Raw genomic sequence first — 26,202 nt, forward strand, 5'->3', positions numbered from 1 at the left:
GACTGTTCTGTCATGACAGAGCAGGCGACGCCGGTTCGCACGGCCCGGCTGGGGAGGACGCTCGGCCCGGAGCCGGCGGCGGTGGGCGGAGCGGTGCTGCTGCTCCCCGGCGGCCAGGAGGTGTCCGGCCGCAGGCCCTCGCCGGTGCTGGCGGCCGCCTCGGTGCGCGCGCTGGGGCGCCGGCTGACCCGCCTGGGGCGTGACGAGGGCCTGGCCGTCCACGTGGTGCACTACCGCTACCGCGGCTGGAACGGCGGCGAGGCGCATCTGGCCCGCGACGCCGCGTGGGCCGTCGAGGAGGTCGTACGGCGCTACGGGGACGTGCCAGTGTGCCTCGCCGGTCTCGGCATGGGCGGCCGGGCCGCGCTGCACGCGGGCGGGCACGAGACCGTCGACTCCGTGGTGGCGATCGCCCCTTGGCTGCCCGGGGACGACGTGGCGGCCCCGCCCGAACCGGTGAAGCAGCTCGTCGGGCGCCGGGTGCTGATCGTGCACGGCACGAACGACGAGCGGGCCGACCCCGAGCTGTCGTTCCGGTTCGCGGAGCGGGCGAAGAAGGTGAACCGGGACGTGTGCCGGTTCGAAGTCCACTCCGACGGGCACGGGTTACGGCAGTACCGGGACGAAGTCGTCGCGCTCGCCTCGGACTTCGTCATGGGCACGTTGTTCGGGCGGGCGTTCTCGCGGCCGGTCCGGGACGCGCTCGCGGCTCCGCCGCCGCTGGGGTTGCGGATGCCGTTGGCGGCGGGGTTCGGCAGGACGTTGCGATAGGCGCCGCGGCGGCTTGTGAAGTCTTCCGGGCGCGGGGGCGTCGCAGCTCGTCGCGCCCACGATGGGGCCCCTGCTCGTCAAGAGCTCGCGGAGGAGCCGCACATGTCACAGCCCCGCGCCCCTCAGGCGGGGAGCAGCTTCCCTCGTTTCGCGAGAAGGAACTTCTTGAAGGCCGCCACCGGCGGTGTGTCCGGGTGGCCCTCCAGCCAGGCCACGCCGATCTCCCGGACCGCGCGCGGGGCCGTCACCGTCAGTTCGACGACTCCTGGGCGGGGGACGGCCGGCGGGGGCAGCAGGGCGACCCCGAGGCCCGCCGCGACCAGGCCCCGCAGCGTCTCGGCCTCCTCCCCCTCGAAGGCGACGCGCGGTGTGAAACCGGCCTCGCGGCACAGGTCGTCGGTGATACGGCGCAGGCCGTAGCCGGGTTCCAGGGTCACGAAGGACTCGTCGGCGGCCTCGGCCAGGCGGACGCGGCGGCGGGCGGCGAGGCGGTGGTCGGCGGGGACGACCAGGCGCAGCTTCTGCTCGTCCAGGCGGCGGGCCACGAGGTCGGGCGCGTCCGGCACGGGGGACGTCAGGCACAGGTCGAGCTCGCCGGCCCGCAGCCGCTCCAGCATGGCCTCGCCGTAGTTCTGGACGAGGCTGAAGCGGACGCGGGGGTGGTCGGCGCGGAAGGCGTGGATGAGGCCGGGCACGGTCTCGGCGCCCATGGTGTGCAGGAAGCCGAAGGCGACCTTGCCGGTGGCCGGGTCGGCGTCGGCGCGCACCTCGTCGGCGGCGCGCCCGATCTCCGCGAGGGCGCGTTCGACGGAGGCGAGGAAGGTGCGGCCCGCGGGGGTCAGGGAGACGGTGCGGCCCCGGCGGGCGAAGAGGTCGACGCCGAGGTCCTCCTCGAGCCGGACCATGGACCGCGACAGCGTGGACTGCGGGACCCGCATCTCCTGCGCGGCACGGGTGACGTGCTCGGTGCGGGCCACGCCGGCGAAGTACGCGAGGCGTGGCGCGAGCAGCGCGACGATGTCTTCTGTGTCACCGGTCCGTGACAGGCGACCTTGTGACCCCTGCTGATGCATCATGGGAACGATTATGGCGAGTCCGTGCATTGGACGGATGAGCGCCGGTGTTCTTACGGTCGCCGCATGACTCCTGCCCATACCGGGGCGTCCACCACCGTGGGCGCCGTCGCGTCGATCCCCGGCCCCCTCTCCGACCCCGACTCCCGCATGGCTCCGGGCGGCCCCGGCTACCGCCGGATGAACCTGGCCCTCTTCCTCTCCGGTGTCGCGACCTTCGCGCTGCTGTACTCCACGCAGGCCCTGCTGCCGCTGATCTCCGGCGAGTTCCAGGTGGCGGCGAGCGAGGCGAGCTGGACGGTGGCGGCGGCGACCGGTGGTCTGGCGCTCTTCGTCCTTCCGATGAGCGCGCTGTCGGAACGTTTCGGCAGGCGTACGGTCATGACGGCCTCGCTGGCGGTCGCGGTGACCGTCGGACTGCTGGTGCCCTTCGCGCCGTCGCTGGGCGTGCTGGTGGTGCTGCGGGCGCTGCAGGGTGCCGCGCTGGCGGGCCTGCCGGCCTCGGCGCAGGCGTACCTGGCGGAGGAGGTCCGGCCCAGGGCGCTGGTCACGGCGATCGGCCTGTTCGTGGCGGGCAACAGCGTGGGCGGCATGAGCGGCCGGGTCATCACCGGCTGGGTGGCCCAGGAGTGGGGCTGGCGGGTCGCCGTCGGGGTGATCGGTGCGATCGCGGTGGGGTGCGCGGTGGCCTTCCGCCTGCTGCTGCCGGCGCCGAAGCACTTCACGGCGGGCTCGCTGCGCCCGCGCGTGCTGGCCCGTACGGTCCGCGACCACCTCGCCGACCCGCTGCTGCGCCGCCTGTACGCGATCGGCGCGCTGTTCATGACGGTGTTCGGCGGCGTCTACACGGTGATCGGCTACCGCCTGACCGAGGCCCCCTTCTCCCTGCCCCAGGGCATCGTCGGCTCGATCTTCCTGGTGTACCTGGTGGGTACGGTGTCGGCGTCGACGGCGGGCCGGCTGGTGGGCCGGCTGGGCCGCAGGGGCGCGCTGTACCTGGCGGGCGCCACGACGGCGGCGGGTCTGCTGCTGTCCCTGTCGGCCTCGGTCGTGCCGGTGCTGCTGGGCCTGGTCCTGATCACGGCGGGCTTCTTCGCCGGGCACGCGGCCGCCTCCTCGGCGGTCAGCAAGACGGCCACCCATGGCCGCGCCCAGGCCTCGGCGCTCTACCAGTCCGCCTACTACATCGGCTCCAGCGTGGGCAGCACGGTGGGCGCGATGGCCTTCCACACCGAGGGCTGGGCGGGAACGGTCGGCGTGGGACTGCTGGCGGTCCTGGGCGTCGTGACGATCACGGTGCTCGGTTCGCGGGCGGCGCGGCGGGAGCCGGTGCCGGCGTAGCCGTCGCCCGACCTGCTGGTTCTCCCGGTCCGGGGACCGTTGTCAGTGGCCTGCGGTAGCTTCCGGAGTGCTGGGCGTGACGACGCGCACCGGACGGGACGGCCACAGGGGTGGGTGGACGATGGGAAACGGTACGACGACGACGGACCTCGACGAGCGGTTGGAGAAGTACCGGGTCGAGCTGACCGGTTACTGCTACCGGATGCTCGGCTCGTCCTTCGAGGCGGAGGACGCGGTCCAGGACACCCTGGTGCGCGCCTGGCGGAGCCACGCCACGTTCGAGGGGCGCTCCAGCCTGCGCTCCTGGCTCTACCGCATCGCGACGAACGTCTGCCTGGACATGCTGAAGGCGGGCAACAAGCGCGCCCGGCCGATGGACCTGACCGAGTCCACGCCGCTGGCCCGGGCGGCGCTGTCCCCGCGCCCGGACCACACGTGGCTGGAGCCGATGCCGGACGCCCGGGTGCTGCCGGCGGTCGAGGACCCCGCGGAGGCGGCGGTCGCCAAGGAGTCGGTGCGGCTGGCCTTCATGGCGGCCCTGCAGCAGCTGCCGCCCAAGCAGCGGGCGGTGCTGATCCTGCGCGAGGTGCTCGCCTGGAGGGCGAGCGAGGTCGCCGAGCTGCTGGGTACATCGGTCGCCTCGGTCAACAGCGCGCTGCAGCGGGCGCGTGCCACGCTCGCCGAGCGGCGCGACCGGGGCGCCGACGCGGCCGTGTCGGACCCGCTGGACGAGGAGCAGCAACGGCTCCTCGAGCGCTATGTGAAGGCGTTCGAGGGGTACGACATGACGGCGCTGACCGCGCTGCTGCACGAGGACGCGGTGATGACGATGCCGCCGTTCGACCTGTGGCTGACGGGTTCGGCGGACATCACGGGCTTCATGGCCACGCTGGGCGCCGCCTGCGCGGGCTCCCGGCTGCTGCCGGTGCGGGCCAACGGGCTGCCGGGCTTCGCCCAGTACAAGCCGGACCCGGACAAGGGCGGCTTCACTCCGTGGGCGGTGCAGGTCCTGGAGACATCACAGGGCCGGATCACCGGGTTCCACTGCTTCCTCGACACCCAGCGCTGGTTCCCCCTGTTCGGGCTGCCGCTCCACCTCGAAGGAGAGACCGACCAGGTCGAGCAGGCCGTGTAGCGCCGGGTCGGGTTCGCGCAGCCGTATGCGGCCCCCGGCCCGCCGGGCGGCGAGCTGCAGCCGCGCCAGCAGGTCGACGACGCCGAGCCCCGGCGGCCCCAGCCCACCCACATCACACACCACGACCCCGGCCCGGGTGCCCTCCAGCAGCGCCCGCACGTCCTCGCACAGCCCCGCCACCTCGTCCCGGGCGACGGGGCCGGCGAGCACGAGCACGGCAGGTGTCCTGGCATCCACGGTCTGTAGACCGCCCGGCCGGGCGCAACTCATCGCGCGCGGGGCGCGCGGCTCACCTGGCCGGGGTCAGGCAACCGGGAACTCGGCGGTGTCGATGACGAGGTCGAAGGGGGCGGGGAGCTTGATGGGCTCGCCGAACTTGGCGCTGCTCAGCGGGCGGTAGACGTCGCCCTTCGGCTCTCCGTAGAGCGTCGCGGTGGGGCCGTCGGGGGCCCAGCGGTCGACCAGGAGGTAGAGCGGGATGCCCGCAGTGGCATAGGCGGCGGGCTTGCTGATGCGGTCGTGTCGGGCGTTGGACTTGGAGGTCACCTCGACCACGAGCTCGGCCAGGGCGGCCGGGATGTGGGTGTCCGCCTCCGTGTGCTCTCGCACCGGGGCCACCACAAGGTCCGGGATGAGCATGCCCAGCCGCGAGGGCACGGCGATCGCCAGCGTCTGGAAGATTTCCCAGTCTTCGGGGATCACGGAGTAAAGGCGACGCTGGATGCGGGCCGCGATCACGTTGTGGCGGTACGCGGGAGCAGGTGACACGGTGATGATCCCCTCGATGATCTCCACCTTGCTGCCCTCAGGCCATTCCATCTCCTCCCAGAACCGGACGAGGTCGTCCCAGCCCTGCTCGGGATCCTGGCTGACGGTGAGTGCGCTCATGGCGGTCTCCTATCGGTGCGTCACCGATCCCAGCATGCCGAACGGGACCGATGGCGGTCCACCGATCCCGTTCACCCGAAAGGGAAAACACCTGGTCAGGCGATACGTTCCAGCACCACCGGCGAGGCGGTGAAGTCCGTGCCGTCCGCCGCGATGTCGTACGAACCCTCCACCGCCTGGAGCGCGTACTCGAAGCGCTCGGGAGTGTCCGTGTGGAGGGTCAGCAGGGGCTGGCCGGCGGTCACCGTGTCACCCGGCTTGGCGTGCAGCTCCACGCCCGCCGCCGCCTGCACCGGGTCCTCCTTGCGGGCGCGGCCGGCGCCCAGGCGCCAGGCGGTGACGCCGATGTCGTAGGCGTCGAGGCGGGTCAGGACGCCCGAGGACGGGGCCTTGATCACGTGCTGTTCGCGGGAGGTGGGCAGGGGGGCGTCCGGGTCGCCGCCCTGGGCGGTGATCATGCGGCGCCAGACGTCCATCGCCGAGCCGTCGGCCAGGGCCTTGGCGGGATCGGCGCCCTTCAGGCCGGCCGCGTCCAGCATCTCGCGGGCGAGGGCGAGGGTCAGTTCGACCACGTCCGCCGGGCCGCCGCCGGCCAGGACCTCGACCGACTCGCGGACCTCCAGCGCGTTGCCCGCCGTCAGGCCGAGCGGGGTCGACATGTCGGTCAGGAGGGCGACCGTCCGCACGCCGTGGTCCGTGCCCAGGCCGACCATGGTGGACGCCAGCTCACGGGCGTCCTCCATCGTCTTCATGAAGGCGCCGGTGCCGACCTTCACGTCCAGGACCAGCGAGCCGGTGCCCTCCGCGATCTTCTTGGACATGATGGAGGAGGCGATCAGCGGGATGGCCTCGACCGTGCCGGTCACGTCCCGCAGGGCGTACAGCTTCCTGTCGGCGGGCGCGAGCCCGTCGCCCGCCGCGCAGATCACCGCGCCGACGCCGTCCAGCACGGACAGCATCTCCTCGTTGGACAGCAGCGCCCGCCAGCCGGGGATCGACTCCAGCTTGTCCAGCGTGCCGCCGGTGTGGCCGAGGCCGCGGCCGGACAACTGCGGGACGGCGGCGCCGCACGCGGCGACCAGCGGGGCCAGCGGCAGAGTGATCTTGTCGCCGACGCCGCCCGTGGAGTGCTTGTCCGCGGTGGGGCGGGAGAGGGAGGAGAAGTCCATGCGCTCGCCGGAGGCGATCATCGCGGCGGTCCAGCGGGCGATCTCGCCCCGGTTCATGCCGTTGAGCAGGATGGCCATCGCGAGCGCGGACATCTGCTCGTCGGCGACCTCCCCGCGGGTGTACGCGTCGATCACCCAGTCGATCTGCTCGTCGCTGAGCTCGCCGCGGTCCCGCTTGGTGCGGATGACGGAGATGGCGTCCATGGCCATGGGCTCGGTTTCCTTCCGGGGTGCGAAGGGGAGCGGCCCCCCTGGGCCTCGACAGGCTCAGAGGGGCCGCCCGGGACTTACTTGGTGAGATGCTCCGGGCCGAACGCCTGCGGCAGCATCCGGGACAGCGGCAGGATCCCCGCCGGCGTCTCCAGCAGCAGCTCCGGCCCGCCGGACTCGTACAGCAGCTGCCGGCATCGCCCGCACGGCACCAGGATGTCGCCGTTGCCGTCCACGCAGGTGAAGTGGGTCAGCCGCCCGCCGCCGCTGTTGTGCAGCTGGGAGACCAGCCCGCACTCGGCGCACAGGCCGAGCCCGTAGGAGGCGTTCTCGACGTTGCAGCCGGTGACGATCCGGCCGTCGTCGACCAGGGCGGCGACGCCGACCGGGTAGTTCGAGTAGGGGACGTAGGCGCGCGACATCGCCGCGCGCGCCTCCTCCCGCAGCGCCGCCCAGTCGACCGCCGTGGCGTCCGGGGTGTCCGGGATGTCCGGGGTCACTTGCCCTGTCCCTTCCGGTATCGCATACCGTCCGCCTTGGGCATGCGCAGCCGCTGCGCGGACAGCGACAGCACCAGCAGCGTGACGACGTACGGGGTGGCGCCCACGAAGTCGCTCGGCACCTCGTCCGTGAACAAGTACCAGACGAGAACGAGCACGGCCACGACCCCGCTGATCGCCCCCTGCCACAGCGCCTTGCGGTACAGCTTCCAGCCTGCCAGCACCACGAGCAGCACGACCAGCAGGAGCAGCAGCGCGTGCACGGTCTCGCCGCCGTTGCGCAGCTGCAGCGCGTCGGAGAAGCCGAACAGGCCGGCGCCCATCGCCAGGCCGCCAGGGCGCCAGTTGCCGAAGATCATCGCTGCGAGGCCGATGTAGCCGCGACCGCCGGTCTGACCCTCCAGGTAGGTGTGCGAGGTGACCAGTGCGAGGAAGGCGCCGCCGAGGCCGGCGAGACCGCCGGAGACGGCCACGGCCGCGTACTTGTACGTATAGACGTTCACGCCGAGCGACTCCGCGGCGATCGGGTTCTCACCGCAGGAGCGCAGCCGAAGACCGAACGGGGTGCGCCACAGCAGCCACCAGCTGCCGACGAACAGCAGCACGGCCAGGACCGTCACCACGGACAGGCCAGTGACCAGACCGCCGATGATGCCGGCGAGGTCGGAGATCAGGAACCAGTGGTGCTTCTCGACCGACGCGAGGCCGTCGGAGAGACCGGGCAGGGTGACGTGCGGCAGCGAGTCCGCGGGCGGGGACTGCTTGGGGTTGCCGCCTGCGGTGGCCGCCTCGCCATCCGCGAAGAACAGCTTGGCGAGGTACTGGGTGGCGCCGAGCGCGAGCAGGTTGATCGCGACGCCGGAGACGATGTGGTCGACGCCGAAGGTGACGGTGGCGACGGCGTGCACCAAGCCGCCCAGGACACCGAAGCCGATGCCGCACAACAGGCCGAGCCAGGGGCTGGACTGCCAGCCGATCCAGCCGGCGCCGAAGGTACCGAGGATCATCATGCCCTCAAGGCCGATGTTGACCACGCCGGCCCGCTCCGACCACAGGCCCGCGAGACCGGCGAGGCCGATCGGCACGGCGAGGCCGAGTGCGGCGCTGACCTGACCGGCGGAGTCCAGCTGGTCGGAGCCGGTGATCATGCGGACCGCGGCAACGAGCAGCAGGGCGCCGACGACGATCCAGAGGATCTGGCCGAGCGACCGGCCCGAGCGCTTGGCCGCGGTGTCCGCCTTGGGCGCCGCGGGCGGCGGCGCATCGGTCATCGTGGCAGTCATCACGCCACCTCCTGCTTCTTCATCGGAGCGGCGACTTGGACGGCGAGTTCGGCACCAACCCGCTGCTGCTGACGCTTCAGGCCGTAGCGGCGTACGACCTCGTAGGCGATGACGACGCACAGGACGATGACGCCCTGGATGACGCCGAGGATTTCCTTGTCGTAGCCCTGGAATTCCAGGTGGTTGGTGGTGCGCTCCAGGAAGCCCCACAACAGGGCGCCGAGCGCGATGCCGATCGGGTGGTTGCGGCCGAGCAGTGCGATGGCGATGCCGGTGAAGCCGATGCCCGTCGGGAAGTCGTTGCTGAACTGGTGGCTGTCGTTGAGCAGGGTCGGCATGCCGATCAGGCCCGCCACCGCACCCGAGATGATCATGCTGGTGGCGACCATCTTCTTCACCCCGACACCGCTCGCGGCGGCGGCGGTCTCGGACTGGCCGACGGTGCGCAGGTCGAAGCCGAACCGGGTGCGGCCGAGCACGAACCAGTACGCCACCCCGACGACCACGGCGATGAAGATGAAGCCCCACAACAGGCCGGACGGACCCGTGTCGATGGTGAAGAGGTACGCCGACGACGGCAGCGGCTTGGTGGAGACCAGGGTGCCGCCCTGCTGGAGCTCGCCCAGCCTTCCGGGCTGGAGCAGGTAGGCGATGATCGCGGTGGCGATCGAGTTCAGCATGATCGTCGCGATGACCTCGCTGACGCCCCGGGTCACCTTGAGGACGCCGGCGATGGCCGCCCAGAGGGCGCCGGTGGCCATGGCGCAGATGATGATCAGCGGGATGGCGACCCAGCCGGGCGCGGAGAGGGCCCCGCCGAGGACGGCGGCGACGAACGCGGCGATCCGGTACTGACCGTCGACACCGATGTTGAACAGGTTCATGCGGAAGCCGATGGCCACCGCGACGCCCGCCAGGTAGTACGTCGTCGCCTTGTTCAGGATGTAGACCTGGCTGTCGCTGGCGGAGCCGTAGGTGACCATGTCGCTGAAGGCGTCACCGGGGTTCTTTCCGGTCGCGAGGATCACGAGGGTCGTGACGACGAGCGCGGCGATGACCGCCAGGAGCGGCGCCGCTATCCCGAGGAGCAGTCGCTCCTTGTCGATCCGTGAGGTCAGCTTGTTCATCGCTCGTCGTCCTCTGTGTGCTCCAGGTGACGGGTGGCCGCACCCGTCATGGCGGAGCCCAGCTCTTCGGGGGTGATCGTGGCAGGGTCGGCGTCGGCGACCAATCGGCCGCGGTACATCACTCGCAGAGTGTCGGAGAGGCCGATCAGCTCGTCCAGGTCGGCGGAGATCAGCAGCACGGCCAGGCCTTCGCGGCGGGCCTCGCGGATGTGGTCCCAGATCGCGGCCTGTGCGCCGACGTCCACGCCGCGGGTGGGGTGGGCGGCGATGAGCAGCTTGGGGTGGTGGCTCATCTCGCGGCCGACGATCAGCTTCTGCTGGTTGCCGCCGGACAGCGAGGCCGCGGTGACCTCGATGCCCGGGGTGCGGACGTCGTAGGCCTGGACGATGCGCTCGGTGTCCGTGCGGGCGGCCCTGATGTCGAGCAGACCGCCGCGCGAGTTGGGCTTCTCGGTGACGTGGCCGAGGATGCGGTTCTCCCACAGTGGTGCTTCCAGGAGCAGGCCGTGGCGGTGGCGGTCCTCCGGGATGTAGCCGATGCCGGCCTCGCGACGGTTGCGGGTCGGGGCGTGGGAGATGTCGGTGTCGTCGAGCGTGATGACGCCGTTGTCGGGCCGGCGGATGCCCATGATCGTCTCGACCAGTTCGGACTGGCCGTTGCCCTCCACACCGGCGATGCCCAGAACCTCACCCTTGTGGATGGTGAAGGAGATGTCGTCCAGGATGATCCGCTCGACGCCGTCGAGGTCCGTCTGGGTCAGGCGCAGGCCGTCCACCTTCAGCATGGGGACGTCCGTGACGGTGGAGTCCTCGGTCTCCGGGGTGGGCAACTCGCTGCCCACCATCAGCTCGGCGAGTTGCTTCGGGGTGGTGCCACGCGGCTCGACCGTGCCGACAGTGGTGCCGCGCCGGATGACGGTGATCTCGTCGGCGACGGAGAGCACCTCGCCCAGCTTGTGGGAGATGAATATGACGGTGAGGCCCTCGGCCTTCAGCCCCCGCAGGTTGTCGAAGAGCGCGTCGACCTCCTGTGGGACCAGCACGGCGGTCGGCTCGTCGAGGATGAGGGTCCTGGCGCCGCGGTAGAGGACCTTGAGGATCTCCACGCGCTGGCGGTCGGCGACGCCCAGCTCCTCGACCAGGACATCGGGGCGGACGTTCAGCCCGTACGCGTCGGAGATCTCCTTGATCTTGGCGCGTGCCTTGCTCCCGATGCCGTACAGCTTCTCCGCGCCGAGGACGACGTTCTCGAGGACGGTGAGGTTGTCGGCGAGCATGAAGTGCTGGTGCACCATGCCGATACCGTGGGCGATCGCATCGCCGGGGTTGTGGAAGGTGACCTGCTCGCCGCCCACCGTGATGGTGCCCTCGTCCGGCTGCTGCATGCCGTAGAGGATCTTCATCAAAGTGGACTTGCCTGCACCGTTCTCACCGCACAGCGCGTGGACGGTGCCCGTGCGGACGATGATGTCGATGTCGCGGTTGGCGACGACGCCGGGGAAACGCTTGGTGATGCCGCGCAGTTCGACGGCAGCGGGAGGGCTGGACGCGTTGATGGCGCACTCTCCTCGGGGAAAGGGGCTGCGTAGGGGAGGGCAGGGCGTCGGCGACGCTAGCGCGGCAACTCCGCGCTACACGCGTAGAGTTGACACATTGTTACGGCTCGGCGAGGGCCGAACGGCGTCCCTCGCCGAGCCGGGGTCCAGGAGGCGGCCGAACCCGTCAGGTCGACGAACCGGCCGAAGCTGTCAGATCAAGGAGTCGTCTTGACCTTGATCTGACCATCGACGATCTTCTTCTTCGCCGCGTCCAGCTTGGACTGGATGTCGTCGACGAAGCCGCCGCTGGTGGACAGCGAGACACCGTCCTTGGCGAGCGAGTAGGTGTTGGTGCCGGTGAGCGGCTTGCCGTCGTGGACCGACTTGACGAAGTCGTAGACGCCGACATCGACGTTCTTGACCATCGAGGTCAGGATCGAGTTCTTGTACTTGGCCAGGCCCGGAATGTTGTACTGGTCGGAGTCCACGCCGACGGCCCACGCGCCCTTGGCGCCGCTGACGGCCTCGATCGCGCCGTTGCCGGATGATCCGGCTGCCGTGTAGATGACGTCGGCACCCTTGTCGAGCATGCCCGAAGCCGCTTCCTTGCCCTTGTCGGGGCTGGAGAAGCCGGACAGGTCGGTGCCGCGACTCAGGTACTGCACGTCGACCTCGACCTTCGGGTTGGTGTCCTTCACGCCCTGGACATAGCCCGCCTCGAACTTCTTGATCAGCGGTGTGTCGACGCCGCCGACGAAGCCGACATGGCTCTTCTTGGTCTTCAGCGCCGCGGCGACGCCGGCCAGGTAGGAGCCCTGCTCCTCGGTGAAGGTGATGCTGTTGACGTTCTTGGCGTCCACCACCGAGTCGATGATGCCGAAATTGACCTTCGGGTACTTCGCGGCGACCTTGGTGATCGACGTGGCGTAGGCAAAGCCGACGCCTATGATCGGGTTGTAGCCGGCGTTGGCCATGTCCGTGAGGCGCTGCTCGCGGTCGGCCTCGGTGTCCGAGGTCTTGGCGGTCAGCTCCTTGATCTCGCCGCCGAACTCCTCCTTGGCCTTGTCGGCGCCGCGCGCGGCGGAGTCGTTGAAGGAACGGTCACCGCGGCCGCCGACGTCGAAGGCGAGACCGATCTTGACGCCCTTGCCACCATCGGAGGAGGACGACGAACTGCCGTTGTCGGAAGAGGTGCTGCCGCAGGCAGTGGCGGACAGTGCGAGTGCTGCGGAGGCGATACACGCAGCGGAAAGCTTGGCAACCCGGCGCACGGGAGGCTCCTTCACCTGACCTGAGCGCCTTGTCGGCGCTTGATGTGAGCACCGTTCCAGTGCTCGAGCCGAGACGCCCCAGCGGCGTCGGCCTCGGCATCGTAACGCGCGTAGATGTCAGGAAAAGACCTCTTCCAAAGCCGTTATCGATTCGAGGCAAACGGCGTCTGAACTCAAGATCCGGCGGCTCCGCGGCGAGGACCGGAGGCAGTGCGCGACTGGCTTGCACGTGGTGCGCCGGACGGCGCAACGGCCCCCGGAGGGGCCGCCACTCATCGGTGCGTCGGGTGCAGCAGGGCGGCGGCGGTGAACAGCTCCACGCCCACCCTGATGGCGGACTCGTCGGCGTCGAAGTCCCCCTGGTGCAGGTCGCGCACGGTCCGCTCGCCCGGGGTGCGCACCCCGAGACGGGCCATCGCGCCGGGCACGCGCTCCAGGTACCAGGAGAAGTCCTCGCCGCCGAGGCTCTGCTCGGTGCTCTCGACCGAGGAGGCGCCGCGCCGGGCGACCATGGCGTCGCGCAGCAGTTCGGTCGTCTCCGGTTCGTTGACGACCGGCGGCACGCCGCGCACGTAGTTGATCTCGGACTTGGCCTTGTACAGGTTGGCGATCTCGTCGATCGCGGCGACCACGATGTCGGGGGCCTGCCGCCAGGCGTGGATGTCCAGGCAGCGGACGGTCCCGGCGAGTTCGGCGTGCTGCGGGATGACGTTCGGGGCGTGCCCGGACTCGATCCGGCCCCAGGTCACGGCGAGCCCGACACGGGTGTCGACCCGGCGGCCGACGAGCGCGGGCACGTCGGTGACGACCCGGGCGGCGGCGGTGACCAGGTCCGTCGTCAGATGCGGCCGGGCGGTGTGCCCGCCGGGACCGTCCAGCTGGATCTCCAGCCGGTCGCAGGCGGAGGTGATGGGTCCCTTGCGCAGCCCGATCCGGCCGGCGTCGACCCGGGGGTCGCAGTGCACGGCGACGATCCGGCTGATGCCGTCCAGCGCTCCGCTCTTGATGGCCTCGGCGGCACCGCCGGGCAGCACCTCCTCGGCGGGCTGGAAGATCAGCCGCACGGGCCGGGGCAGCAGGCCCTGCCGGTGCAGGTCGGCGAGCACCAGCCCGGCGCCGAGTACGACGGTGGTGTGCACGTCGTGCCCGCAGGCATGGGCGCGGTCGGGGACGGTGGAGCGGTACGAGCACTCGTCCTTGGTGTCGGGGATGGGGAGGGCGTCGATGTCGGCGCGCAGGGCGAGCAGACCCGGGCCGCCGTCCGGCCCCCCGGGGTCCGCACCGATGTCACAGACGAGCCCGGTCCCGGCCGGAAGCACCCGCGGCGCGAGCCCGGCCTTCTCCAGCCGTTCCTTGATCGCGGCGGTGGTGCGGAACTCCTGGTTGCCGAGCTCCGGGTGCATGTGCAGGTCGCGCCGGAACGCGACGAGCTCGGCGTACAGCGCCTCCGGCAGGGTGCCGGGAAGGGCGGCGTCCGCCGTGGCATCAGCGGGGAGATCGGCCTCGGACTCTGGGGACATCAGCTGTTTCACCCTTTGAAGGGTAGGACGCCGAGGCGGTCGACTGACCCACGATCAACAAAAGTTCAACCCCTCAGGGGAAGAAAAACTGACCGCCCGGCGCATAGGTATTGGCTGGGATGGGTACACTCGCCCGCCTTGGACGGCCGAGCGGATCACGGAATCCCCGGAAGTGTGGCGCTCGTCACACCCCTGGCACCCGCCCCTTTTGTGCTTTTCTCCACGCATACCACGCCCCACCCGAACCACGCCCGAGTTGTTCGCCTGTCGGACGGACGTCCGTGCCGGTCCGCTCCGCTCCGGCCTGCTCCGGGTGGCCGTATCACCGGCGCGTCCGGACGGGCCCTGAGGCCCCGCGGGCACGGTCGGCCGGCTCGGGCCTGTCAGCCGGCGTGGGCCGTCCGGGTGAGCCGGTGCACGTCGCGGGCCGTGCCCGTCACCCCGGACAGGAAGCTCTGGGCCCGCGGAGAGGCGTGCGCGGTCAGCCAGCTCGGGTCGATGTCGCAGACGGTGACGCGGACGCCGGTGCCGGCCAGGGCGGGCGGCAGGGTGTGGACGACGGTGGAGGGAAAGCTGAGGATCGTACGGCCGATCGGGCCGCGCCGGGCGATCAGCTCCAGGGGGAGCTCGGGGCGGACGATCTCCAGACCCGTCTCCGCCGCCAGCCGGTGGAGTTTCTCGGCGCTCTCGCGCCGGTGGGCGAAGTAGCGGGTGACCCCGTGGGCCCTGGCCAGCCCTCGTACGGCGTCCAGGTACCGGTCGCCGTCGACCACGCCCGTCTCCACCAGGGACGTACCCACCAGGTCGGCGCCCTTGGTGACACGGGGCGGGCCGAAGCGGGCGCGGGTCCAGGCGAAACGGTTCCCGGTGACGGTCACGCCGTCCGGGACCTCGTCGACCGGCATGGCCGAGAACACCTCCACCCGGCGTCCCCCGCCCGGTGTCAGCCGGCGCCGGGCCGCGGCCGACACCGGGCCGAGGAGAAGGTCCCGCGGGCCGCGGCGGCCCCCCTTGCGGTGCCAGCGCACCAGCCGCTCCCCGCGGGCGAGCTGGGCGACGAACTCCATCGTCGCCGTGCCGTCGTCCACGACGACGAGGTCCTGCGCCCTGGTGATCGTCAGCAACAGCTGGACGTACCGCGAGAACGGATCGCCCATCACCACCCGGTCCGCCCGCCGCAGCAGCGGGGTGAGCCCGCCGACGGTCCGCAGCGGCGCCCCCGCACCGCCCCGCGCCTCCTCCCACCGGACCTCGTGCCCCTCCTCCCGCGCCAGCTGCGCCATCCGGCGCAGCTGCCCCCGGCTCATCGGATCGGTCGGGGACAGCACGACGAGGGTGATCCCCGGGACGAGGGGCGCCGGGCGGCGCCTCGTCTGGGAGGGGATCAGACCCGTGTGGGAGGAGGTCTCGGCGGCGGGATGGTCGTGGGTGTGGGCCCACTCCAGTACGTTCAGCAGCTGTACCGGGCTCTCGACGAAGGCGAGGGTGCGGGGGCTCATCGGTGTGGGACCGTCCGGGGGTGAGGGGCTCGGTCTCACACCGCTACCGGCTCACCCGCCGCCGCGGCGATCTCCGCCTCGGCGACGACGCCGGTGACGCGGCGCAGCTTCTTCATGGGGCCGAGCTCGGAGTCGTAGACCTTCTTCACGCCGTCGCCGAGGGACGCCTCGATCGTGCGGATGTCGCGGACCAGGCGCTGCAGGCCCTGCGGCTCCACGGAGGCGGCCTGGTCGGAGCCCCACATCGCGCGGTCCAGGGTGATGTGGCGCTCGACGAAGACCGCGCCGAGGGCGACGGCGGCCAGCGTGGTCTGCAGGCCGGTCTCGTGGCCGGAGTAGCCGATCGGGACGTTCGGGTACTCCTGCTCCAGGGTGTTGATGACGCGGAGGTTCAGCTCCTCGGCCTTCGCCGGGTAGGTCGACGTGGCGTGGCACAGGAGGATGTTCTCCGAGCCCAGGACCTCGACCGCGTGGCGGATCTGCTTCGGCGTCGACATGCCGGTGGAGAGGATGATCGTCTTGCCCGTGGCGCGCAGGGCGCGCAGGAGCTCGTCGTCCGTCAGGGACGCGGAGGCCACCTTGTGGGCGGGCACGTCGAACTTCTCCAGGAAGGCGACGGCCTCGGTGTCCCACGGGGAGGCGAACCAGTCGATGTTCTTGCTCTTGCAGTACTCGTCGATCTGGCGGTACTCGTCCTCGCCGAACTCCACGCGGTGGCGGTAGTCGATGTAGGGCATCCGGCCCCAGGGGGTGTCGCGCTCGATGTCCCACTGGTCGCGCGGGGTGCAGATCTCGGGCGTGCGCTTCTGGAACTTGACGGCGTCGCAGCCGGCCTCGGCGGCCACGTCGATCAGCTTGAAGGCGTTCTCGATGTCGCCGTTGTGGTTGATGCCGATCTCGCCGGTGACGTAGACGGGGCGGCCGGGGCCGGCCTCGCGCGAACCGAGGGTGCGGATGCGGGAGTTGGTGCTCATGACCGGTGCTTTCCTTACTTGGGGAGGGAATCGAGGGAGGGGCCGAGGATCCAGCCGGCGATCTCCCGGATCGCGCCGTCGCCGCCGGGGACGGTGGTGACGGCGCGTGCGGCGTCGCGTACGACGTCGTGGGCGCTCGCGACCGCCACGGGCCAGCCGACGAGGGCGAAGCACGGGAGGTCGTTGACGTCGTTGCCGACGTAGAGCACGCGCTCCGGCGCGATGCCCTGCTCCTCGCACCACTGCTTCAGGGCGAGGTCCTTGCGGTCGATGCCGTGCAGCACGGGGAGCTTGAGCTTGCGTGCGCGGGCGGCGACGACCGGGTTCTGTTCCGTGGACAGGATCAGCATCTTCAGGCCGCTGCGCCGCAGGGCCGCGATGCCGAGGCCGTCCCCGCGGTGCACGGAGACGAACTCCCGTCCGTCGGAGTCGATCAGCACCCTGTCGTCGGTCTGGGTGCCGTCGAAGTCGAGGACGACCGCGTCGATGTCGTCGGCGGTCGGGAGGGCGCCGACGGGGGTCCCCCCTGCTCGAGCGGAGTCGAGAGCTTGGGGGAGGTCCGCGTCGAAGAGCGGCGCGAGGGCCCGGGCGCGGGCGAGGTCGTGCGGGTCGTCGATCTCCAGCACCCGCGCGGGGTCGGTGCGCACCAGTTCCGTACGGCCGAAGAAGCGGTGCCGGTGCTCGCGGAAGCCCTTGGCGTCCATCGCGTAGGCCGCGCCCGTCTCCAGCAGGTCCTGGGGGCGGTCCTGGCGGCGCGGGCGGAAGGACTTGTCGTGGTTGACGCCGTAACCGCCGCCGGTGGCCGTGGAGTCGACGACGTTCATGCCGCCGCCGACGGCCGCGGTGGGCTCGGTGCCGACGGTCACCGCCTCGTCCGCCGCGTCCCGCCACACGAAGCCGTGGAAGGGCGCCACGGTCACCGCGGTGTCCGCGCCGTTCTCGACGACCGCGGCGGCCACCCCGTCGACGTCCTCGCGGACCAGGAACGGGCTGGTGCACTGCACGAGCAGGACGACGTCGGCCGGGGAGCCGTGCAGCGTCTCGTGCGCGTCCAGGGCGTGCAGTACGGCGGCCTCGGAGGTGGCGGTGTCACCGGCGATCGCGGCCGGCCTCAGCACCACCTCGGCGCCGGCCCGGCGGGCGGCGGCCGCGATGGCCTGGTCGTCGGTGGAGACCACCACGTCGGTCACCAGCCGGGCCGCCCGGCACTCGCGCACGGCGCGGGCGACCAGCGGTACGCCGCCGACGGGGGCGAGGTTCTTCGCGGGCACGCCCTTGGAGCCGCCGCGCGCGGGGATCACCGCGAGCACACGGCGCACCGGGGTGCCGGGGCCCGCTTCCGGGTTGGCGTGGGGCATGGGGTTCGCTCCTTGACGTGGGCGTGGGATGCGGTCGCTCACAGCTCCCCCATCCGCCGGATCACGGGCGCGACGCGCTGTACGCCGTGGCGGTAGGCGCCGCGGGCGGCGCGGCGGACGATCTGCCGGACCGGCCCCGGCTCCCGGTCGGCGGCCGGGGCACCGGGCAGCGGGGCGCCGTCGGGGGCGAGGTGGTGGCGGGCGAGGATGCCGGGCAGATAGCCGGGTGCGGTCGTGAGCGTGTAGTACGGGGCGAGGGGCGGCAGCCCGCCGGGGCGGTCGAGCAGCTTGGCGATGCGCTCGCGGGCGGCGTCGAAGGCCGTGGCGTACCCCCCGTCGGCGGCGACGCCCTGCCGGGCCACCCACTCCTCGTCGGGCACCGGGCGGTGTCCGGCGTCCAGTTGGTCCCAGGAGGCGAGGCAGCCGGAGCCGGCGAAGTGGTGGTTGCCGAGCTGCTCGCGCACGCCCAGGTCGGTGAGGACGGCGGTGGGGATACGGCGGTGCAGGGCCTCCAGGGCGGCGGTGGAGCTGACCGTGACCAGCAGGTCGGTACGGTCGAGGACCTCGCCCATGTGGCCGTACACGAGGCGGAAGTTGGGCGGCAGCTCGGTCTTCTGCGCCAGCTTCTGGTACGGCAGTTCCTCGATGTGCGTGGTGTGCTCGCCCGGCTTGGAGCGCAGCTTGAGCAGCACCTCGCGCTCGGGGTGCAGGCGGGCGTGCCGGATCAGCCGGTCGAGGAGGTACGTACGGTCCTTGCGGCTCTCCGGCACGGAGGGCTGGGCGGCGAACACCACGGTGTACGGGTCGTGCCGGCCGGTGTAGGCCGTACCGCCGAGGAACGGCAGGGCGACCTCGGTGACGGCGGAGGCGTCGGCGCCCACACCCTCGTACACGGTCCGGAAGCGCTCGGCGTCCTGACGGGAGTTGGCGAGGACGAGGTCCGCGCCGTGGCGCAGCAGCAGGCCGTCGGCGAGCTTCTCGTAGACGACGCCGACGTAACCGGTGACGACCACGGGCCGCTCGGTGCGCCCCTGCCAGGCGTGGGCCAGTCCGTGCAGCATCGCCTGGACTCCGCCGCCGACGAGGGCGAGCACGAGGATGTCGTACGGCTCCTCCGCCATCTCCCGCAGGAACTCGACGGCGGTCACCTCCCGGAGCGAGTCCGCGCGGGCGCCGACCTCCCTGAGCTGGCGGGCGGTGGGGGTGGCCCGGCCCCGCAGGAGGTAGCCGTCGAGGCGGATGTCCGGTTCACCCGAGTCGGGGGAAACACCGGCGGAAACGATGCGGTTCGCCGTGAGGGAACCCCATTTCCACCGGGTGTCGGAATCCGCGAGAACGGCCACTCGCCGGGACTTCTTCGCACTTGCTGGCACGTCGAAGACCGTAGGAAGGCATTTCTAGGTTCTACCCAACCCGAAGGCAACAACTGGTTAACAGCACTTCGCCGAATGGCGAATCGGGCCGCGATCGGCGTGAAAACAAGGCGGGTTCACGCCATCGCCACGTGTCGTTCACCCGCGTTCAAACTGAAGGTAAAGTCGCAGGAAGGGGCCGCCCCCTACCGTCACCCACGTGGTCAAGCTCTCCGTCATCGTGCCGTTCTACAACGTGCGGCAATACGCGTCCGACACTTTGAAGAGCCTGCGTGCGAACGCCCGTGAGGACTTCGAATTCATCCTTGTCGACGACTGCTCGCGCGACGAGACGCCGGACATTCTCGCGCGCGCGGAGCGCGAGTTGCCGGGCGCGGTGTACGTCAGACACGAGAAGAACGGAGGGTTGGCGACCGCGCGCAACACCGGAATCGACAAGGCGCGCGGCGAGTACCTCACCTTCCTCGACGGGGACGACTGGCTCGCACCCGGCTACTACCCCCAGCTCGTCTCCGCCATCGAGAACCTGGGGTGTGACTTCATCCGCACCGACCATGTCCAGTGCACCGCGCGGGCCCGCTCCATCCACCGGGTGCCGCACGGCCGGCGCGGTGTGGTGATGAATCCACGCGACGCGATCCTGCCCGCCGACCGCTCCACCTCGGTCGACTACGCGTACGCGTGGGCGGGCGTCTATCACCGCCGGCTCGTCGACCGCGGCCTGCTGCACTTCACCGACGGCCTGCGCACGGCCGAGGACCGGCCGTGGATCTGGAAGCTGCACCGGGAGGCGGACTCCTTCGCCGTGGTGGGCCTGCTGGGCGTGTTCTACCGGCGGGGTGTCGCCTCTTCGCTGACGCAGATCGGCGACGTACGACAGCTGGACTTCATTCGCGCGTTCGACCAGGTGATCGAGGAAACGGCGGGTGACCCCGACGGCGACAAGCTGCTCCCGAAAGCCGTGCGCACCTACTGCGCGATCATCGCCCATCACCTGTCGGAGATCGACAAGTTCGAACCGGCCGTGGCCGGGCGGTTGCGGGCGATGAGTGCCGCGGCGATCAAACGTATGCCCCAGGAACTGCTCACCGACGTTCTCGACACCATGGACCTGAACCGTTCCTCCAGGCTGCGACGACTGCGCCGCCGGGTCACCACAGCGAAGGCGGCCTCCTGATGTCCCGAACCACCCAGATCTTCTGCGCCTCGACGCTGTACGGCGCCGCCACCCTGGCCGCCGCGATCGAGTCCGACTGCTTCCCCGAGGCGGACCGGCGCCTGCTGCTGGTGTGCAACACCGCCGCGACGCCGGAGACCACCCCCGCCGTCGACGAGATGCCGGGCTTCGCTCCGCTGCGCGACCACTTCGACGCCGTGCTGTCCTGGAACGACGCCATCCGCCCCTTCCACCCCGGAGCCTGGTCCCCGCGCCCCGACGACATCCCTCTGTTCGAACGCTATCTGCGGCTGCTGTGGGACCTGGGCGACGACCGCGTGGCCCTGGTGATGGAATCCATCCAGGTCAACCCCGCCCTGGCCATCGCCCAGTCGTTCACCGAGGCACCCATCGACGTCTACGCCGACGGACTGATGAGCTACGGCCCCACCCGCAACAAGATCGACCCGCTGGTCGGCACGCGGGTGCGGCGGCTGCTCCACCTGGACCTGGTCCCCGGCCTGACCCCGCTGCTGCTGACCGAGTTCGACGTGCCCGCGCAGACCGTGCCGACCGGTGCGTTCGTGAAGGTGCTGAGCCGGCTCGGCGACGCCGTGCCGCAGCTTCCGCCCCTGCCCGACCATGCCGCCGTCCTGCTCGGCCAGTACCTGTCCGCGCTGGGCATCCTCTCCCCGGAGGAGGAGGAGGACCTGCACGTGCGGATGATGCGGGGCGCGGTCGCCCGCGGGCACCGCTCGATCGTCCTCAAGCCGCACCCGACCGCGCCGGCCCGCTACAGCCGGGTGTTGGAGGCCGAGGCCGACAGGCTCGGCGTGGACCTCACCGTCCTGGACCTGCCCGTCCTTGCCGAGGTGCTGTTCGAGAAGGCCCGGCCCGCGCTGGTGGTCGGATGCTTCTCGACCGCGCTGTTCACCGCCTCCGCGTTCTACGGCCTGCCGGTCGCCCGCACCGGGACCGAGCCCTTGCTCGACCGCCTGACGCCCTACCAGAACAGCAACCGGGTCCCCCTCACCCTGGCCGACGCGCTGCTGCCGGACCTGGAGGACGAGCAGGGGGACGGCACCATCGCCGCCGACACGCTGACCGGTCTGGTCACCGCCGTCGGCTTCACCATGCAGCCGCAGATCCTTCCGGACCTGCGCCCGGCAGCGGAACGCTTCCTCTCCCGGCACTTCGGCCCGCGCACCCAGCGCTACTTCAAACGCCGTCGGCTCACCTCGCTGGGGCTGCCGGGCGGCATCCCGGAGCGGCTTGCGTTCCTCCCCCGCAATGCCACGGCGCGCCGGGTCGTACGGCGGGCCCGTGCCCTGCGCAAGGCGGTACGCCGCTGAGTGCGGGCGGACGAGCGTGTGGATCACCGGGTGGTCCACACGCTCCCCGAAGGGATTCCGAAGAGAAACGGGGAAGACGACTCCCGGATGTGGACCGTTCGGCCATGGTTCACGCATCTTCCATAGCTTCGCTCAATGCTTCCGCTTCGCACCGCGGCTCCCGGTCCGCTCGCGCGGCCCGAGCCGCAGCCGGGCCGACGGCCGCTGATCTCGTACGTGCTCCCGGTCTACAACGAGCAGGACGGCATCGCCGCCTTCCACGCCGAACTGACGGCCGTACTCGCCGACCGCCCGGAGCTCGACTACGAGCTGGTGTACGTCAACGACGGCTCCGGTGACGACTCGCTCGCCATCCTCAGGGACCTGGCGCGCGACGACGGACGCGTCCGGGTGGTCGACTTCGCCCGCAACTTCGGGCACCAGATCGCCATCACCGCCGGCCTCGACCTTGCCGTGGGCGACGCGGTGATCGTGATGGACACCGACCTCCAGGACCCTCCGCGGGTGAGCCTGGAGCTGATCGACGCCTGGCGCGAGGGCGCCGAGATCGTGCACGCCCGCCGCCGCACCCGGCAGGACACCGCGTTCAAGCGGGCCACGGCGCACCTGTACTACCGCGTCCTGCGGGCCAGCGCCGAGGTGGACATCCCCCTGGACACCGGGGACTTCCGGCTGCTGGACCGGCGGGTCGCCGACGAGCTGCGCCGGTACCGCGAGCGCAGCCGCTTCGTGCGCGGCATCGTCGCCTCGATGGGCTTCAGCCAGACCGAGGTGGCGTTCGACCGCGACGAGCGGTTCGCGGGCGAGACGAAATACCCGCTGCGCAAGATGGCCCGGCTGGCGATCGACGGGGTGACCAGCTTCTCCACGGTGCCGCTGAAGATGATCACCCGGCTGGGCTTCGTGGTGCTGCTGCTGTCACTGATCGGCATCGTCTACGCGCTGGCGATGAAGTTCTTCCGGCCCGACATCACCGTCTCCGGCTGGACGATGCTGATGGTGGTGGTGCTCTTCCTCGGCGGCACCCAGATGCTGTCCCTGGGGGTGCTGGGCAGCTACATAGGGCGCATCTACGGCGAGGTCCAGGCACGCCCGCTGTACCTGGTGCGCGAGGTGATCGGCTCCCACGGGGACGGGCGGGTCGGTCCCGGTGGCGTCTGAGACCTCGGCCGCGGCCGAGACGGCCCCCGGCCGACCGCCCGGAAACCCGGCCCAGGACCGGTCCCGCACGCTGCGCCAGCTGCTGAGCTACACCCTGATCGGCGGCAGCGGCGTCGTGCTCGACCTCGTGGCCTTCCTGCTGCTGCACAACACCGCGGGAATGGACGAGCAGTTCGCCAACGCGCTCAGCACCACCCTCGGCATCGCCAACAACTTCGTCCTCAACGCGCTGTTCACCTTCGAACGGCGTGACCGGATCGTGGTGCGCTTCCTGCGCTTCTACGCCGTCGGGCTGACCGGGATCGCCCTGACGAACCTGCTCTTCCTCGTCTTCACCGACGCACTGGGGATCGACGCCAACCTCGTCAAGGCGGGCTCACTGCCACTGGTCCTGGCGCTCCAGTTCGTGCTCAACAGAAAGTGGAGCTTCGCATGAACCTCGGCATCATCGGCGCGGGTGCCACCGGCCTGACCGCCGCCTGGGACGCCGTACGCGCCGGCCACCAGGTCACCGTGCTGGAGGCGGCCGGAGAACTCGGCGGCCTGGCCGCGTCGTTGGATGTGGGCGGCGTTCCGCTGGAGCGCTACTACCACCACATCTTCCGCAGCGACCGCGACATGATCGCCCTGATCGAGGAGCTGGGGCTCGGCGACGCGCTGCGCTTCCACAAGCCGACCACGGGCATCTTCCGCGGGGGCCGGTTGATCGACTTCACCACCCCGTTCGACATGCTGCGCTTCCCGGACTTCTCCCCGCTGGACGCCGTGCGGTTCGCCGGATCGTCGGCGGTGCTGAAGGCGGTCCGCGGCGGTGAGCGGTACAACGACCGCACCGCCCTGGCCTGGCTGCGCCGGTGGGCGGGTCGCACCGCGACCGAGGCGATCTGGGAGCCGCTGCTGCGCGGCAAGTTCGGGGAGCGTGCGGAGCAGGTGTCGATGGCCTGGCTGTGGGCCCGTATCCACTGCCGCACGTTCGAACTCGGCTATGTGGACGGCGGGTTCGAGCGGGTGTACGCGGCGCTGCGCGACGGCGTCGAGGAGCGCGGCGGCAAGGTGGAGTTCGGCAAGGCGGTCGAGTCCATCCGGCAGGAAGGCACGGACGCGCCCGCCGTGGTGCGCTGCGCGGACGACTCCAGGTACGAGTTCGACCAGCTGATCGTCACCACTCCGCAGCCGGCCTTCGCCAAGGCGGCCGGTCTGCCCACCGACGACACCGTGTGGAAGAACCAGTACCTGGGCGCGACCTGCTTCGTGCTGGAACTGGACCGCAGCGTGATCCCGTACTACTGGCTCAATGTCAACGAGCCGGACTTCCCGTTCCTCGCAGTGGTCGAGCACACCCGGATGATCGACCCGTCCGTCTACGGCGGCCGGCACATCCTCTACGTGGGCAACTACGTGGAGCGCGACGACTGGCGGTTCACCTCCGCGCCCTCCGACCTGCTGACGGCCTTCCTGCCGTATCTGCGGCGGATCAACCCGGAGTTCGACGAGTCCTGGGTCAAGGACTGGCACTTCTCGAAGGCCGGGTTCGCCCAGCCGGTGGTGACGCCGGAGTACCGCTCGCTGATTCCCGGCCACGACACACCCATGAGCCGGGTCAAGCTGGTGACGATGGCGCAGATCCATCCGCAGGACCGGGGACAGAGCTACTCCGTGGCACTGGCCCGCAGGGTCACCGCCTCCCTCGGGCTGCGCTGAGCCCCTTTTTTCGGTCCCGGCAGCCCCGGCAGTGCGTCGGCCGTGCTACCGCGCGCCACCGCTCTTGCGCACGCACAGGACCGTCTTGGTCCCGGTGCTCGCGGGCGGGCAGTCGTACTCGGCGCGGATGCGCCGCGCGAGGTCCTGGTCGACCTTGCCGGGCCGGAACCAGGCCCGGTCCAGCACCGCGTACGGAGCCGGGTCGTGGTCGACGCAGTCGGCGTTCTCCCGGAACGACGGCAGTTCGGCGACGTCCGCGAGGAAGCGGCTGCGCTGGAGGAAGGTGGCGATCGGGTAGCGGCACTGGGCCGGGTGGTCCACGTAGTACGTCGTGTCGCCGAAGGCGAGGTAGAGCACCGGAGCGCCGTCGGGCATCCGAGCCCGTAGCCGGTCGGCGTCGGCGGCGGTGTCCCGCATCTCGCGCAGGTACGCGGCGCTGGTCATCGTGACCCTGCCGTGCGCCGCCAGGTGCGGGGAACCGGGCCAGACGCTTGCGGCCAGGCACACCACACCGGCCAGTGCGGCCAGCACGGCCGGCCCCGCCCCACGTGCGGGGCGCCGTGCCCCGCGTTCGGCGCCGGTCCTCCGGCGGGCCTCCACCAGCGCGTCCACGAGGGCCGCGAACAGCGCGAGGGCGCCCGCCGCCCAGACCACGGCCGGCCGCTGCACGCCCTCCGGCGCCCGGGCGTACAGCACGGGCAGCACGCCGCAGCACAGCGACACGGCACCGAACAGCCAAGGCGGCGACCGGCGGGCGCCCCCCACGGCGAGGCCCCACAGGGCGGCGGCGAGTACGGGCAGCTGAGCCGCGTGGTACAGGAACCAGTTGCCCTGCACGACCACCACGGCCTGCGCGGCGAGACCGATGACCAGGGCGACCAGGAGCAGTTCGGCGCGCCTCAGCCGCCCGCGCACCCGGCCCAGGACCAGCAGCAGCGCTCCGGGCAGAAGCAGCAGTACGGGGCTGAGCACGGCCCGGTCGGCCAGGAAGTCCACGGAGCGCTGGACGACGAAGGACGGATGGATGCCGGTGCGGCTCAGCGCCGACTGGTTGATCTGCGGCATGTCCCGCGTCCACTGCCACTCATGGGACCCGGCGAGCATGCTCAGCCCGAACAGGGCCACCGCACTGGGCGCCGCGACCAGGGCGAGCCGCACGGCCCGCCCCCGGTCGACGGCGTACACGAGCAGCACCCCGACGGCGGCCGTGGCGGCGGTGGAGTACTTCATCATCACCGCGAGCCCCAGCGGCACAGCGGCGAGCAGCGCCGCCGGCCACGGCCGGGCCGGGCCGAGCGCCGCGGCGACGCCCAGCACGGTCAGCACCGCCGCCGCCCACTCCGGCTGGAGGAAGTCGGTACGGGGGGCCAGTGCCAGGGCGAGGCCGGTGGCGCCCGCCGTGAGCGCCGCCTCCCACCCGCTGACCCGGCGCAGCAGCGCCGAGTGGAGTGCCACGGCAGCCGCGGCCGCGAGCAGCGCTCCGGCCGTCTCCACCAGGGTCTCGCGCAGGCCCGTGCCGCCGGAGGCGATCCGGTCGAGGCCGGCGATCAACCACCGGTAGAAGAACGGCCGGTGCGTGAACACCTCCGACGGCGAGTAGCCGGCTTCCCCACCGGTCCGCAGCGCGCCGAGGACGTAGTGGAGATCGCCGGTCAGTCGCCGGGTGGCCACGGTGTACACCACGGCCACCGCGGCGGGCAGGGCGACCGCCGGCCACCACAGCGGTGAGCGGCGCACGCCCCTGGGGGGCCGGGGGGTGGCGTGCGTGTCGCCGACCCCGTCGGCCGGTACGGTCGGCACGG

General features: G+C 71.3%; 23 protein-coding genes. 8 read left to right on the forward strand and 15 right to left on the reverse strand.

Features of this window, described 5'->3' with window-relative positions; translation table 11 throughout:
- Positions 1-12: 12 nt before the first annotated feature.
- On the forward strand, positions 13-771 hold the full coding sequence (locus tag ACX25U_RS13520; RefSeq protein WP_454391895.1) for an alpha/beta hydrolase: 759 nt from the start codon (positions 13-15) through the stop codon (positions 769-771).
- Between the two features lie 122 nt (positions 772-893).
- Here the strand turns inward: ACX25U_RS13520 and ACX25U_RS13525 are convergent, their stop codons facing one another.
- The gene (locus ACX25U_RS13525) at positions 894-1,847 is read right to left on the reverse strand and encodes a LysR substrate-binding domain-containing protein (protein ID WP_454391896.1); all 954 of its coding nucleotides are present in this window, start codon (positions 1,845-1,847) and stop codon (positions 894-896) included.
- 63 nt (positions 1,848-1,910) lie between these two features.
- Here ACX25U_RS13525 and ACX25U_RS13530 point away from each other — a divergent pair, with 63 nt between their 5' ends.
- Entirely contained in the window at positions 1,911-3,185 is a 1,275-nt protein-coding gene (locus tag ACX25U_RS13530; RefSeq protein ID WP_454391898.1) for an MFS transporter, read from the forward strand.
- 121 nt (positions 3,186-3,306) lie between these two features.
- On the forward strand, positions 3,307-4,320 hold the full coding sequence (locus ACX25U_RS13535; RefSeq protein ID WP_454391900.1) for a sigma-70 family RNA polymerase sigma factor: 1,014 nt from the start codon (positions 3,307-3,309) through the stop codon (positions 4,318-4,320).
- On the opposite strand, the gene ACX25U_RS13540 is transcribed toward ACX25U_RS13535, so the two are convergent.
- The 13 genes from ACX25U_RS13540 to ACX25U_RS13600 all read right to left on the reverse strand — a co-directional run bounded on the left by ACX25U_RS13540 (position 4,204) and on the right by ACX25U_RS13600 (position 19,030).
- Positions 4,204-4,590 carry an STAS domain-containing protein gene (locus ACX25U_RS13540; protein ID WP_454391902.1) on the reverse strand — a complete coding sequence of 129 codons (387 nt, stop codon included), beginning with the start codon at positions 4,588-4,590 and terminating at the stop codon, positions 4,204-4,206. The two genes, ACX25U_RS13535 and ACX25U_RS13540, sit on opposite strands and share 117 nt — an antisense overlap.
- Positions 4,591-4,623: 33 nt before the next feature.
- Complete coding sequence (locus tag ACX25U_RS13545) at positions 4,624-5,208, reverse strand: Uma2 family endonuclease (protein ID WP_454391904.1); 585 nt, start codon at positions 5,206-5,208, stop codon at positions 4,624-4,626.
- A gap of 95 nt (positions 5,209-5,303) precedes the next feature.
- A complete protein-coding gene (locus ACX25U_RS13550) occupies positions 5,304-6,587 on the reverse strand; it encodes a thymidine phosphorylase (protein WP_454391905.1) in 1,284 nt (427 codons plus the stop codon).
- A gap of 77 nt (positions 6,588-6,664) precedes the next feature.
- Positions 6,665-7,087, reverse strand: coding sequence for a cytidine deaminase (locus ACX25U_RS13555; protein WP_454391907.1), 423 nt, complete (start codon positions 7,085-7,087; stop codon positions 6,665-6,667).
- A complete protein-coding gene (locus ACX25U_RS13560) occupies positions 7,084-8,370 on the reverse strand; it encodes an ABC transporter permease (RefSeq protein ID WP_454391909.1) in 1,287 nt (428 codons plus the stop codon). The genes ACX25U_RS13555 and ACX25U_RS13560 overlap by 4 nt, the downstream gene beginning before the upstream one ends.
- On the reverse strand, positions 8,370-9,497 hold the full coding sequence (locus tag ACX25U_RS13565; RefSeq protein ID WP_454391911.1) for an ABC transporter permease: 1,128 nt from the start codon (positions 9,495-9,497) through the stop codon (positions 8,370-8,372). Before ACX25U_RS13565 ends, ACX25U_RS13560 begins: the two co-directional genes overlap by 1 nt.
- A complete protein-coding gene (locus tag ACX25U_RS13570; protein ID WP_454394257.1) occupies positions 9,494-11,020 on the reverse strand; it encodes an ABC transporter ATP-binding protein in 1,527 nt (508 codons plus the stop codon). The genes ACX25U_RS13565 and ACX25U_RS13570 overlap by 4 nt, the downstream gene beginning before the upstream one ends.
- Positions 11,021-11,250: 230 nt before the next feature.
- The gene (locus ACX25U_RS13575) at positions 11,251-12,306 is read right to left on the reverse strand and encodes a BMP family lipoprotein (protein ID WP_454391913.1); all 1,056 of its coding nucleotides are present in this window, start codon (positions 12,304-12,306) and stop codon (positions 11,251-11,253) included.
- A 272-nt stretch (positions 12,307-12,578) separates the two neighbouring features.
- Positions 12,579-13,826, reverse strand: a complete 1,248-nt coding sequence (locus tag ACX25U_RS13580) for a M20 family metallopeptidase (protein WP_454391915.1) — start codon at positions 13,824-13,826, stop codon at positions 12,579-12,581.
- 383 nt (positions 13,827-14,209) lie between these two features.
- The gene (locus tag ACX25U_RS13585) at positions 14,210-15,325 is read right to left on the reverse strand and encodes a hypothetical protein (protein WP_454391917.1); all 1,116 of its coding nucleotides are present in this window, start codon (positions 15,323-15,325) and stop codon (positions 14,210-14,212) included.
- 35 nt (positions 15,326-15,360) lie between these two features.
- Positions 15,361-16,299 carry an N-acetylneuraminate synthase family protein gene (locus ACX25U_RS13590; RefSeq protein ID WP_454391919.1) on the reverse strand — a complete coding sequence of 313 codons (939 nt, stop codon included), beginning with the start codon at positions 16,297-16,299 and terminating at the stop codon, positions 15,361-15,363.
- Positions 16,300-16,313: 14 nt separating this feature from the next.
- Positions 16,314-17,657 carry a cytidylyltransferase domain-containing protein gene (locus ACX25U_RS13595; RefSeq protein WP_454391921.1) on the reverse strand — a complete coding sequence of 448 codons (1,344 nt, stop codon included), beginning with the start codon at positions 17,655-17,657 and terminating at the stop codon, positions 16,314-16,316.
- A gap of 38 nt (positions 17,658-17,695) precedes the next feature.
- Positions 17,696-19,030, reverse strand: coding sequence for a DUF6716 putative glycosyltransferase (locus ACX25U_RS13600; RefSeq protein ID WP_454391922.1), 1,335 nt, complete (start codon positions 19,028-19,030; stop codon positions 17,696-17,698).
- A 199-nt stretch (positions 19,031-19,229) separates the two neighbouring features.
- On the opposite strand from ACX25U_RS13600, the gene ACX25U_RS13605 reads away from it, so the two are divergent.
- The 5 genes from ACX25U_RS13605 (at position 19,230) to ACX25U_RS13625 (ending at position 24,400) form a co-directional block, all read left to right on the forward strand.
- A complete protein-coding gene (locus tag ACX25U_RS13605) occupies positions 19,230-20,207 on the forward strand; it encodes a glycosyltransferase family 2 protein (RefSeq protein WP_454391924.1) in 978 nt (325 codons plus the stop codon).
- Positions 20,207-21,538 (forward strand): alpha-2,8-polysialyltransferase family protein, encoded by a 1,332-nt coding sequence (locus ACX25U_RS13610; protein WP_454391926.1) that lies wholly within the window; start codon positions 20,207-20,209, stop codon positions 21,536-21,538. The genes ACX25U_RS13605 and ACX25U_RS13610 overlap by 1 nt, the downstream gene beginning before the upstream one ends.
- Before the next feature lie 135 nt (positions 21,539-21,673).
- Positions 21,674-22,699 carry a glycosyltransferase family 2 protein gene (locus ACX25U_RS13615; RefSeq protein ID WP_454391927.1) on the forward strand — a complete coding sequence of 342 codons (1,026 nt, stop codon included), beginning with the start codon at positions 21,674-21,676 and terminating at the stop codon, positions 22,697-22,699.
- Positions 22,689-23,135 carry a GtrA family protein gene (locus tag ACX25U_RS13620; protein WP_454391929.1) on the forward strand — a complete coding sequence of 149 codons (447 nt, stop codon included), beginning with the start codon at positions 22,689-22,691 and terminating at the stop codon, positions 23,133-23,135. Before ACX25U_RS13615 ends, ACX25U_RS13620 begins: the two co-directional genes overlap by 11 nt.
- Positions 23,132-24,400: an NAD(P)/FAD-dependent oxidoreductase gene (locus tag ACX25U_RS13625; RefSeq protein ID WP_454391931.1), complete on the forward strand. Its 1,269-nt coding sequence runs from the start codon at positions 23,132-23,134 to the stop codon at positions 24,398-24,400. Before ACX25U_RS13620 ends, ACX25U_RS13625 begins: the two co-directional genes overlap by 4 nt.
- 45 nt (positions 24,401-24,445) lie before the next feature.
- Here ACX25U_RS13625 and ACX25U_RS13630 read toward each other — a convergent pair whose 3' ends face one another.
- The gene (locus ACX25U_RS13630; RefSeq protein WP_454391933.1) at positions 24,446-26,200 is read right to left on the reverse strand and encodes a hypothetical protein; all 1,755 of its coding nucleotides are present in this window, start codon (positions 26,198-26,200) and stop codon (positions 24,446-24,448) included.
- Between the last annotated feature and the right edge of the window lie 2 nt (positions 26,201-26,202).

Source organism: Streptomyces sp. JNUCC 63 (assembly GCF_054366325.1).